The 12064-nt window shown below is 59.4% G+C and carries 6 protein-coding genes; 3 read left to right on the top strand and 3 right to left on the bottom strand.

Features of this window, described 5'->3' with window-relative positions:
- Positions 1-27: 27 nt before the first annotated feature.
- Positions 28-729 carry an NYN domain-containing protein gene (locus N5E02_RS01230; protein ID WP_065427877.1) on the bottom strand — a complete coding sequence of 234 codons (702 nt, stop codon included), beginning with the start codon at positions 727-729 and terminating at the stop codon, positions 28-30.
- A gap of 1226 nt (positions 730-1955) precedes the next feature.
- Here N5E02_RS01230 and N5E02_RS01225 point away from each other — a divergent pair.
- Complete coding sequence (locus N5E02_RS01225) at positions 1956-2300, top strand: hypothetical protein (protein ID WP_279945742.1); 345 nt, start codon at positions 1956-1958, stop codon at positions 2298-2300.
- Between the two features lie 18 nt (positions 2301-2318).
- Here the strand turns inward: N5E02_RS01225 and N5E02_RS01220 are convergent, their stop codons facing one another.
- Positions 2319-2984 carry an SOS response-associated peptidase gene (locus N5E02_RS01220; protein WP_279945741.1) on the bottom strand — a complete coding sequence of 222 codons (666 nt, stop codon included), beginning with the start codon at positions 2982-2984 and terminating at the stop codon, positions 2319-2321.
- A gap of 50 nt (positions 2985-3034) precedes the next feature.
- On the bottom strand, positions 3035-3973 hold the full coding sequence (locus N5E02_RS01215; RefSeq protein WP_279945740.1) for a DUF4238 domain-containing protein: 939 nt from the start codon (positions 3971-3973) through the stop codon (positions 3035-3037).
- Between the two features lie 355 nt (positions 3974-4328).
- Here N5E02_RS01215 and N5E02_RS01210 point away from each other — a divergent pair, with 355 nt between their 5' ends.
- Both N5E02_RS01210 and N5E02_RS01205 read left to right on the top strand, forming a co-directional pair.
- Entirely contained in the window at positions 4329-5525 is a 1197-nt protein-coding gene (locus N5E02_RS01210) for an integrase arm-type DNA-binding domain-containing protein (protein ID WP_279945739.1), read from the top strand.
- A 336-nt stretch (positions 5526-5861) separates the two neighbouring features.
- Positions 5862-11921: an ATP-binding protein gene (locus N5E02_RS01205; RefSeq protein WP_279945738.1), complete on the top strand. Its 6060-nt coding sequence runs from the start codon at positions 5862-5864 to the stop codon at positions 11919-11921.
- Positions 11922-12064: the final 143 nt, after the last annotated feature.

Below are 12064 nucleotides of genomic sequence, written 5' to 3'. Positions count from 1 at the left end.
CGGCTTACTGGGAGTTAGTGCGAACCGCTACCAGTGCGGCGGCTTGTTTATTGGCTTCTTGCCTGTGTGTATCCGGGCGGGCAGCAGCGCTCTCTGCAGTTCTTCATCAAGAAGATACTGCCTTGTCCAATCTGCATGTTGATCGAGGGAAGAACTTACGGCGCGTCCTGTTGGCTTGTGCTTATCAGGCGGGTGGCGTGGGGTCACCACTCCCAATCTCACATTGGGGAAATCGCAGCGTATGGCTTTCAGTACTGGCTCGACATCACTGTCGTTCGAGCAGACCACCAATTGCTCGTAGCGCCCGGACGCAGCATCCCGGTACATGGCTAGCGCAAGGTTCACATCGGTTTGCTTTTCTTCGATCTTCCACACGCGTACGCGGTGCGTGCGATCGTAGGGCTTGTCAGGGACGAAAGCGGGGATCAGCGTTCCCTTCTTATCCATGCTGTGCTTGCCCAGCGTCTTTGAGAACCGCGTTGGATGCAGATGTTCCAGTGCACGCAGGTAGCTCTCTTGAGCGGCAACGGACGCGGCTCCATGCGTGGCAAAGCGCCCTAGCGCCATTGCTGTGAAGTAGCTCACATGCTGAAGGTCGTTAGCTGGATCTTGATCCCGCAGAAGGATCTCAAACAGATGCACGACGTCGATCCATTTGAACTCCGTGCTGCGGATTCGGCCGTAGTAGAAGTTGTACCCGTCTACGTACACCGCTGTTGGAATGGCCATCTTTGCTTCCTGCAGATGTGAAAAAACCGCCTTTCGGCGGTTTTTTCGTCCCAAGCCGTTTAGCCAACTGAATGACGACGGCGAAGGAGGAGTGGTGAGCAGGATTGTATATCCGGATATGCATGAAATCCCGCACAATCCTATTCCAAATATGGAACGCTACCGTAACGGAGGTGGAACAATGGCGTAACGGCATCAGCGGTGTAAGACGGCGGCCAGGATGATATCTCAACTAGGGGAACCGATTCGATTCCGATGGCGGCGCCCGGCACTGGGGTGCAAGACAGATTCAGCGCGGCTGATGCCCGGCCGGGGCGCCCGGCCCAGGGGCGCCAGCAAGACAGATGCAGCGCGGCCGATGCCCGGCCGGGGCGCCCGGCCCAGGGGCGCAGCAAGACAGATTCAGCGCGGCCGATGTCCGGCCGGGGCGTCCGGCCAGGGGCGCAGCAAGACAGATTCAGCGCGGCCGATGCCCGGCTGGGGGCGCCAGGGCTATGAGCGCAAGACAGATTCAGCGCGACGGGCGAGGATCGGACCCGACCATACCGGATTGGTCGTGTGCGTAGGTTCATGCCGTCTGTACCCCGACGCGCGCACTCGTCTCCCCGCCACGCCTGCGCACTTCATAGGGTGCTTTTTCTGCACTCCCCGCAGCAAAGCCCAGCCCCGGCCCTGTATGGCGTTCTCCGGGGTTTCCAGCCAACGCCTGGCCCTGCGGTTCCCTGCGCGAAAGGGGCGCCTGCGAGGCCCTCTGCGGGCGTTCCCTGGCCCTTGTCGACAGGCCCGATTTTTCAGGTGACCACGGGAAAGAGGTAACCAGGTAACACCCGGCCTCGAACAGGGTCTAAGCCTTTGATTGCAAAGGCATAAAGGTGGTTACCTTTTGAGGTGATGGGAGGTAATTTTCTGCCGCCTACAAAGTAATGTCATTGATTCATAAGGAATTTTTACTCTGCCGATGTTACCTCCCCAAAAGGTAATCGGGTTACTCCAAGGTTACCCGATTGTTACCTTCATAAAGATCATATAAGTAATTGATTTTAAATGTTAACTTACCGAATTCGATGGGCTGATTACCTTTGTTACCTCTTTCCCGTGGTCACCTCAAAAATTGCAATCTATCGCGCGTAAGGGGGCCGTCAGCTTCCCTGCCGCCGCACGCACTCACGCCTGCAGCCCGCGCCCTTGTCGCAGCGTTTGCGACGCCCAGCCGTATCCTGCCGGCCATGCCGCTGCCCCCCGACTTCTACTGGACGACGCGCTCTGCCAGCCTCCCCGACGATGCCCCCACGGTCATCGCTTGCAGTGGCGTGTGGGTGGTCGTACTGCTACGACGGGTGAACGATGGGATCTGGATTGCCAGTCTCGACCGGCATCGGCATGGTCCCGGCGGGCCGTCCCGCCGGTGTAGCAGTTACGAGCAGGGCCGCGCCGGCGCTGAGATGTGGGTGACCAGGCACGAGACCCGCCTGCGCGAGGATGTGGCCAAGATCGAGGCCTATCGAGAGGCGGTGCGGGCGAACAGGTTGAAGAAGCTGCACATCGAGCCGCCTTTCGGCTGGCAGGGGTAGACGCCTGCCGGCATACGCTCAGGCTACGGGCTGCAGGAGCTGCTCGGTGTTGTTGCGCGGGGTGTTCACAGCCCGGCTCACGCGGTAAGCCTGCATAGCGGGCGGCTCGGAAGCCAGCAGCATCGCCATCGCTTCCTCCGGCTCAGCCGTGAGCCACGCGTCGAGCTGGCCAGGGTCGATCCAGACAGGCATCCGGTCGTGGATATCGGCCGACACCCCGCTGCTGTCGCCGGTGACGATGGTGAAGGTGCCCAGGTTGCCATCGGGCAGCAGCGGACTGGTGTCCTCCCACAGACCGGCGGCCAGTAGCGGCCCGGTGGCGTGGATGAACCAAGGGTCTTTCTTCTCGTCTATCAGGCTGACCGACCACTCGTAGTAGCCGGCCATGGGGACCACGCACCGGCGCTTCTTGAACGCCGAGCGGAAGGCGGGCTTGGTGGCCACCGTCTCGATGCGGGCATTGATCGTGGAACCCTGCAGATTCTTCGCCTTTGCCCAGAACGGTAACAGGCCCCACGCGAGCCGGGATACCTGCCGGCCCGTGCCCCGGTCAAGGATCACCGACGCCAGTTGTGTGGGCGCTAGATTGTAGCTTGGCGGGATCTGGGCTAACGCCGGCGCGAGGTCGACCAGCGATCGCAGGCCGAAGTCGACGACGGGGAGTTGGACGAATCGACCGCACATCTCCAGACCGTATCGCCACACGCCATGACACGGCGTGAAGCCGGCAGCGCCTACCGGCTACTAAGTGCAGGCGTGGAGTACCTACGCAGTTGCTCCTCAGACGAAGCGAAGATCATCGTAGAGCGCTCGGTCTGCAGGCGATTAATCGCGTCAACCGCATCGCACTCTAGGAAGTGAAGGCCTGGGTAAAATCGGTTCGAATCACATATGGCGATAGCGCGAAGCGGAGACAGTGGCATAACCATATCAAGCGATGCGGCCACATCCGGTTGCATGTTGACTATCGGCTGGTCGGAAATTATGAAAGGTGCCTCAGGGGTTGTAGCCAGCAGGGAAATGCGCGAAGAGTCAAGTGACCGATACAGGCTCTGCCCAAACGCCGCACCGTAAACGAAACTCAGGAACCACCACGCTCCGGCCAAGGCCTTGTTGGTCGGCTCTTGTATCGCCTCCGATCTGACCTTGGCAACGCTGTCCCGCATGTGCTTGGTCCGCATGGTCGCCTGGCCCACGTACATGCAAAGCGGCAACAGCCGCGTGGTATCAGATAGCAAAGACGTGTCGTCCTGCAACAGCGCATCCATCGCCTTCCTGGCTTCTAGCTCATGTGCGGTGTGCAGCGTCTCCATGAAGTTGCACTCCAAGGCATCTCTCACCTGCCTAAACTCATCGGCTAGCTCTGGTATTACCGAAGTCTCCAGACCGCGCTGGATGGAAAGCCACTTCTGGAGCATCGAGTGGAGAAACTCCCTTGACGCGCCAGAGGGAATGGCGTCGATGGACACCCTTAGGATCTCGACTTGGAACGGAGTGAGGATGGAGGCGCGGTAGAAGTCGATCTCCCGAGCAAGACCTCTGACGCTGTCAAAACCGATCTTGCCAGTCGGTGTCGTGTAGTGGACGTCCCTCCCGTTTTGGGCCCAGCGTGAAAGGTGCCATGACCACACGAAGTGGTGCTTCCTCTGGACTTCGACGCTCTTGGAACTCACGGACTGCCGCCGGTAAAAAAAGTAGTGAGGCCAGCAGACTGAGTGGTTTCACGCAAGGTCGCTGGGAAAATATATCGATCTATCTCGCTGATCTTACAGCTAAATCCAACTATCTTGTAAACAGTAGGTCATCCGTTCGATTCGGATAAGCGGCACCATCCTCCGATCCACTGGCATCCACGGATGTCCACGGTGCACAATCAACCCGCTGAAATAGCGGGTTTTTTTGTGCTTTTTTGTCCCCGGCCGTCCATGAGCATCCACCCAGACTGGGGGTGCAATTGGGGGTACATGGGGAATCAAGCAAGAGAGATAGGAGGATGTACCCCCAATCGCCCATAAGTCGTTGACGGATATGGCTGCAAGGAACGCAAAGGGCAAAGAGAAGCCCTACAAGCTTGCAGCAGGAGCAGGGCTCTACCTGCAGGTCATGCCCAATGGGAATCGCTACTGGCGAATGAAGTACCGCCATGCGGGCAAGGAGAAGTTGCTCTCCATCGGGGTCTACCCAGAGGTGACCCTGAAGGAGGCGTGTGACAAGCGCGACGCCGCGCGCGCGCAGCTGAGAGACGGCAAGGATCCGTCCGAGGAGAAGCAGCTGGGCAAGCTCAAGGCCCAGCTGTCCGCAGATGGTCGCTTCGGAGCTGTGGCCCTTGAGTGGCTTGAGACAAGAGGTGACCTGGCAGAAAGCACGCGGTCCAAGGCCAAGTGGATGCTTGAGACATACGCATTCCCATGGCTGGGCAAGCGCTCAATCGAGGACATCAGCACTGCAGAGGTTCTGGCAGTTCTGCGCCGGCTTGAAGCCCAGGACAAGATTGAGTCGACCCAACGACTGCGGCAGATCTGCGGCCAGGTGTTTCGATACGCAGTGGCCACCGGTCGGCTTGATCGGGATCCTACTGCCGCCCTGCGAGGGGCTTTGAAGACCGCGAAGAACCGTCACTATGCCTCGATCACGGATCCAGCAAAGATTGGAGAGCTACTGCGGGCGATTGACGGGTATACGGGACAGCTCACTACCCTCTGTGCCCTCAGGTTCGCGCCGTTGGTGTTCGCCCGCCCAGGCGAACTGAGGAAGGCGGAGTGGTCCGAGATCGACTTCGAGACTGGCCAATGGTGTATCCCGGCAGAGAAGATGAAGATGGGCGTTGCACACATCGTCCCTCTATCAAAGCAGGCCATGGCGGTTCTCCGTGAGCTTCACCCGGTGACCAGCAGGAGTCGTTACGTCTTTCCTTCAGTGCGCAGTTTGCGGGATCCCATGAGCGAGAACACTGTCAACGCGGCACTGCGTAGGCTGGGCTACGGTACTGACGACATGACAGGTCATGGATTCCGGAGCATGGCGTCCACCCTCCTGCACGAGATGGGTTGGACCTCAGATGCAATTGAGCGGCAATTGGCTCATGCGGAGCGAAATCCAATCAAAGCAGCCTACAACCGCGCTGAGCATCTTCCAGAACGACGTCGGATGATGCAGGCATGGGCTGACTACTTGGACAAGCTGAAGACTGGAGCGAAGAAGCCGCAGCTGCTCGCGGTTGCGTAAGCCTGACATCTGGTTGATAGCCCTCAGCCAAGAATGTCGATAGTGCATAGCCGCCGCCCTAGCAGCGGCTATGCCAAATCGGAGTTCCGCTTCCGGCCGTAAGCGCACATCCGGCCTACCCTCGATGAACAAATTTAACCTACTTTCCAGTGGATGATTGCCTACGGGCTAATCTCAGTGGTAGGCCGAGCAACGACCCGCGCGAGGGACGGATGTGACTGACGGCGGATATACTGCGCTTAACAGTGGCGCGCGATGTGCTGCCGGCAAATCCACTCGTGCTGGACGCACTCTGTGTTGCTGGCGGGATCTACCTTCCCTATCCAGTCCATTCTCATGGCCTCTAAAGTGCGCAAAAACTCAAGGACGTTTGCCGTTGCAGCTCCCGCAGTGGCACCGGCGGAAGGCGAACGCCGAGCTCTTCGTGGATTTATCGGACAATTCGAGCGCTCTGGGGCTGCAATCTACGCTGCGCTTGAGCGCGACGAGCTACGTTGGATTGGCGTCGCCGATCGCAATGCCGGAATTGCAGACGACCTGGTGCTTGGATTCGACGGATTGGTTGTCGGTCACCAGTTCAAGACGTCCAAGTTCCCTAAAGCTTTCACTGTTGAGACGTTACTTACTGGTGCCAATGGCCTCTTGCAGCCATTGGTCTATGCTTGGCAATCTTTGCGCAATGACAATCTGGGAAGTCGTGTTGAGATTCACTTGGTTGTCAATGACTTTCCATCGACCACTGACAAGCCAGGTGACGGTACCCCATCACACAGCGCGGCATTCCTTGAAGAGTTTCAACTGCATCCAGATCGGTCGCTGTCGGATTGGTGCAAGTCAAAATGGGGACGACTAATCGACCACCTGCGTCGCGAAGCCGGCTTGGACGATGACAACTTCGAAAAGTTCTTGCACAGCCTCCGTGTGGTTTGCGGAGCTGCGGCGAATTTTGTCATGTCCCATAAGCTGAACTCTGAGCAGGCGCGACAGGCATCGGAGATCGCCAGCGTACTGCCAAAGCTAGTCGCCGATGAACGCGACAAGGATAGGTGGACGCGTGACGAGCTACTCCGTGAGCTTGGATGGGACGATCCCGCCAAGACGCTGCTCATCCATCGTTTCCCAATCGGCGCTTATGTCCAGCGAAACCGTGACACTGAGGTCAAGCTTCTGTCCGCGCTGCATGCCGCCGACCAGGGCTACATCTCACTCATAGGGCCGCCCGGCTCCGGAAAATCCACTCTCCTGCAGGTCGCACTGGCCACTGAGGCAGGTGTACGGCTCGTTCGTTATTTGGCGTACGTGCCGGGCGCTGCTCAAGGCGTGGGCCGTGGGGAGGCCGACTGCTTTCTGGCCGACGTAGGTACCCAACTGCGAAACAGCGGTTTGGTTGGACTTCGTCTTCGCGATGACTCACTGTCAGAGCGTCGCGAACAATTCGGCGTCTTGGTGCGGCAGGCTGGCGAGCGCTTTGCTCGCGACGGGATCCGTACAATCATCGTTGTCGACGGGCTCGACCATGTGCCTCGCGAAGAACGGCCGACCAATTCGTTCCTGGGAGAGCTGCCTCTTCCTGCAGCCATCCCCAATGGGGTTGTGTTCGTACTTGGCACGCAGCGGCTGGATCTCGCGAATCTGAAGCCCGCCGTAAAAGCGCAGGCGGAAAAGACTGAGCGACAGGTCCTGATGGCGCCTCTCGGCCGCGAAGAGATCGCCCAGATGGCAGATGCGCTAGGCGTTCCAGCGGCGATTCCGAGGTTGGATCTGAGCAATCTCACGCATGGCCACCCGCTCGCAACGCGATACCTGATTCAGGCCTTGTTGCACGCTGATGAAGCCGGCCGCAAAGACCTTCTCAGCGGCGGGATGGCGTTCGACGGCGATATCGAGACCGTATACGCGGCCGCGTGGCGGGAGATCGCATACGATGCTGATGCAATGGACGTGCTGGGCTTTATCGCTCGGGCCGAGGCACCCATAGACCTGCGACTGCTGGCCATGATAGTCAAGGAGCCCGCGATTGAACGCGCCCTGATCATTGCACGACACCTGCTCGTCAGTTCATCTCAAGGGTGGAGCGTCTTCCACAACAGCTTTAGGCTGTTCGTCATCGCTCAGCCGCGAGCCCGCCTCGGGAGCGTCGATGCCGAATACTCGCAGCGCGTATACCGCGACCTCGCCAAGTTGGCGAAGAGCGCGCCGCCTGAATCGGCGCAGTACTGGCTTGAGCTGCGCTACCGCGCCCGTGCCGGCGACGGTGCCGATGTACTTGCATTGGCGATACCCGCTCGCTTCAGGCAGCAACTAGCTGAAGGGCGCTCCATCGCCGATATCCACGCCGATATCCACCTGGCCCTGCTGGCAGTGCGTGCAACGCACGACGCGACTGCATTTGTAAGACTGCTGCTGTGTCGTGACGAAGTGGGGCGGCGCGAGTCAGCCCTTGAGTACGCCAACCAGCTTCCGCTGGCAATGCTGGCGGTCGGGAACATTGATGCAGCACTCTCCTTCGTGAAGGACTTCCCCGGCCAGGGCTACGAGGTCGTCGACGCCCTGCTTGCGCGAGGCGACTTCGAGCGAGCGAAGGAGCTGTTCGAAGGCCTCGATCCGCTATCGCAGCTCCATACGCCCAAGTTCCAGAACCACGGGTTGAACCATAACGTTAATGAGTTCGAAAGATGGGCAAGACGCGTCTTCCACTTCCGAGACGCCGAGCAGATCCAGGCAGCGATTGATCACGTCGCCACATATGGGCTGCGCGATACCGAGCCGATGGATCCGGCAACTGTCGCCGCGCTGCGGCTACATCTGAGGAGGGAAGTCGCAAAGGCGATGCTCGTGCAGAAAGCAGACTCCGATCCAGAGGAACTGTGCAGCAAGCTTGGAGTAGCCGACGAAGACAAGCCGTCGGTAATGGTTCACGCGGGGCTCGCGGCCAGTCGGCGCGGCGACATTGCGCAAGCGCTTGCGCTGTTTGATGCTGCCACTGCCCTTCCAGGTTTCGGGGAGGTGCCCAACCACTACCGCCGTCGGATGGCGCTGATTGCATTCGCAGCTGACCGCCGTCACCTAGCCGAGGCCCTGTTCGACAAGCTGGTTGCACCGATGATCTCCATGTCCGATGACAAAGCGGACTTGGCTGGGCTGGGTGGTCTGGTCGGCGCAGTGATGGATCACGCACGGCTTTGTACATTGCTCAATAGGCCGCTGCCGAGTCCGGCACCGTCGAAGTACACCTTCCTTCATCCATTCCAACAGCACGCCGCAACGATAGGTGTGCTCCTGGGCCGCAGCGCCCACGATAACGGCTCCTTGCCTGCAGGCGGCATCCAGGACGCAGCCCGCGCCTGCCTTGGGTATGTCCTACGTCTGGCACCAGAGGACGGCATCGACGCATACCGCATTCAGCAGGCCTTGAAAGCAGCCCCCGTGTTTGTGAAGGCGCTACTGAGGCTTGGCGCCGAGCGAGGCGAGACTGAGTATCGCGCAGTACTACGGGAAACTGAAGCAGCCATTGCCTCATCGACGTTGAGTGGTACTGACTACCTTCGACGCAGATTGGCTGTCGATGCGTATCGGGTTGACGGTGACCGGGCGGCTGCAGTTGATCGGCTCAACGCGCTCCTAGTGGAGCTTCAGGAGAGTACACCGAGCGAGCAGATCGACGGGTTAGCTAATCTGGCCATCGGATTGGCTTCGGTCGGAGACGTGGAGCGGGCGAAACAGTTGCTGGCGACAGTTCCCGATCAATGCCTTGGCTACGCGCTGGCCCCCAAGAAGGACCCGCAGTACGCAGTCTGGCGAGACATCCTAGTCCTTGCGAATGCAGCTGACCCTGAGGGCCGTGTCAAACGTGTCTCAAACTTGTTGCGCCAGGTCGACGGCATGACGGAAACGGAAGGTTCCTCGGCCGCGCATCGCCTAACAATGTCGCTGATAGAGGAAGCGATGCAGGTCGGGCCCGGCTTCGGCTTCGAGGTGTCAGAGACACTGGCGGATTGGCATTTGATTGGCTGGCCGAACCGCGTCGACCTGCTCATGAAAGGGATGGTCCGGCGAAGCCCTGAACTCGTCCTGGTTTGCGCGACCGTCTGGTGCGGTCTGTGTTTGCCTTTCTATATGGAACCTCACTACCGGGACCCGTACCACGTCGGTGACTTCATCAACGTCGCCGCTGACGCAGCCGGCCCTGATCAGATTGAGGCGCTTGCGCTGATGCTATTGGACGCCGTTGAGGTGACCAGCAGAGCGCATGAACGGGTAGCGCTGCTCCAGCGCATCCGCACGGCTTCCGGAAAGCATGGGTTCTCGTCGGCCGATCTCGAAGCTGCGGTCGCCCGGTGGAAGTCAGAAGCACCGGAACCTCGACACTCGTATACGCCCAGTAAGTACGACGCGGAAGCCACTCTCGAGGACCTTGAGCACGCATTTGAAGCGGATGGCGCCGATCTGAACTACAACGCTCCTTACCGCTTCAGAGAGCTGGCTGACACCGCTCCACTTCATCTAGCGAAGAGGATGTTTGAGCGTTGGCAGAAATTGCAAGACAGTGCGCCCTGCCGCTTCCTGATGGTGAAGCGGTTTGCTGCGGCGGGTGAGGTCGAGTACGCCAGGAAGCTGATGCAAGGCTACGAGACAGGCAAAGACCCTTGGAGCTCGTGGAGCCAGTGGATGGGCGGCGGCAAGTTTTTCTACTTTGAGGCGAAGAAGATTTTGCAGGGAGCATCTACGTGCCCTGCCGCCTTTGAGAACATCGTCGACTCGGTGACAGCGGGCCAGGAAAACACCCAGTCGCTGCTTGCAGAGCTAGACTCGATACTGCCGGTAATCAGCGCGATGCCAGATTGGCCGGCCATCTGGTCGCTGCTTGAGGAGCAGATGACCTACACTCGCGAGTTCCAGTTGGGACGGCCCTTCCAGTCCAGCGAGCTACCGCTCAACGACACCGAGCTTCTGGAGGATTTGCTGCATTTTGCCTACCGGCTTCCGGTTGCAGAACTTCAGCGCCATGCACGCAACACGACGCTGACCCTGGGAGAGCAAGGTGGGCTTGGTCAAACTCTGTTTACGTCTGTCAGTCGGCGACTCATGGACGGTGTGTTGGACGCTCCGTTGCAGGCGCTCGGAACGCTGTTGTCTACTGACAGCGAGCACCTTAAACCCGAGTTGGGCAGCGCCGTAGCTACGCTGGTCAGTCACCCTGACATCGCGGTAGCAGAGTCAGCCGCGCTATTGTCGCATCGGTGGGGGCTGACTGTTTCTGTAGACTCGACTCAGTTGCCGCTCTTCTATCGCCTCGAGCTCGGCCATCTGCCAGAGGGCGACCAGGCATTCACCGATGAGAGAACTGGCGCAATGCGCGTCGAGTCGCTGCTTGGCTGGACCGATATGTTGCGCTCGACGGCACGTCACATTGCGAAGGCAGCTGACATTGAGGAAGTGACTGTCCGCCGCCGGGCCGCGATGTTCATCCAGAACTGGGGAGGGCTTGATGCATTTGGGCCCTCTGGCGTCGATAGGCTTGAAGCTCAGCTTCGCGTCCTTGATATGAAGATCACTTACCTGAAGCCCCATGCCTACATCGCCATTGCTGCCCTCCGCCACGTCGCGGGAGAGCTGCGGCTTGCCGGCAGGCTCAACGACCGCGACAAACCGGTGCTGTTGGAACAGTTGGGCTGCCCGCTTCCGCCGCGACAGTGGACGCTTCCGCGAGTTCGCCCCGAATGGATTCGACTGCCGCTGATTGACCCCAGTGCAGGCTGGTCCGAGCGAGCGCGGAAGTGGGTTGACGAGGTTGAAGGAGACGTTGCCCCTTTCCCAGTCCACCGTGACGGCCAAGTTGTGGCCGAAGTGTCCCGCTTCCATATCCTCAAGGCGCGGCTGTCAGAGCATCGCCTCTACCGCTTTAGAGCGCCCTCGGCAGAAACTGATGGTGAAGACTTCGGCAATTGCTATGCCAAGCTGCCCATAGTTGTTTGGGTAGGCCAGTACGTCGCACTTGACCATGATCTGGCGCCGACGCTGATAAGGCGAGTTGTCTGCTCCGTGGACATGGGGTGCGACACAGCGGCTTACCCATTCGCCCTGTGCCCGAATTGGGCGGAGAGACTTCGCTGGCGCTCTCAAGAAGAGAATCTGAGCGTTTTCCTGGATGCAAACGGAATTGTGGTCGCGAAGCTTTACTGGTGGCGCGATGCGGGTCCGGTTGATATCGATTCGGATTCTTTGTGGGGGGAGGGCTGCTACCTCGTTGTGACGCCGTCAGGCCTCAAACAGCTCAATTCTGCACGTGGCGGGCGGTCCTTGGGAATCAATGTATTCGCAAGCAGGCAGATAAGGGAGCCAGGTGGCTTCGGGCAAACCCTTCTAAGAACAGCGAAGAGCGGATACTCGGTCTAAAGCCATCCGTGTTCCGCTTCGACGTGGGGTGTTCAAGTAACCGCCTCGATCGCCGTTGGCTTTAGTTTTGGGACGAAATTTGAAGGGACTGCTGCGGTAGCGGCAACCGTTTCTCATTCCTGCGACAGAAATGGCTAGCCGCT

The sequence above is a fragment of the Stenotrophomonas sp. GD03777 genome (genome assembly GCF_029842485.1).
GTDB lineage: Bacteria > Pseudomonadota > Gammaproteobacteria > Xanthomonadales > Xanthomonadaceae > Stenotrophomonas > Stenotrophomonas sepilia.
Note: the sequence above shows the minus strand (reverse complement) of the source record. Positions and strands in the feature narration are given on the sequence as shown.

Coding starts and splice junctions, on each gene's coding strand:
- N5E02_RS01230 (WP_065427877.1), bottom strand. CDS start 729: ATGGCCATTCCAACAGCGGTGTACGTAGACGGGTACAACTTCTACTAC.
- N5E02_RS01225 (WP_279945742.1), top strand. CDS start 1,956: ATGCCGCTGCCCCCCGACTTCTACTGGACGACGCGCTCTGCCAGCCTC.
- N5E02_RS01220 (WP_279945741.1), bottom strand. CDS start 2,984: ATGTGCGGTCGATTCGTCCAACTCCCCGTCGTCGACTTCGGCCTGCGA.
- N5E02_RS01210 (WP_279945739.1), top strand. CDS start 4,329: ATGGCTGCAAGGAACGCAAAGGGCAAAGAGAAGCCCTACAAGCTTGCA.
- N5E02_RS01205 (WP_279945738.1), top strand. CDS start 5,862: ATGGCCTCTAAAGTGCGCAAAAACTCAAGGACGTTTGCCGTTGCAGCT.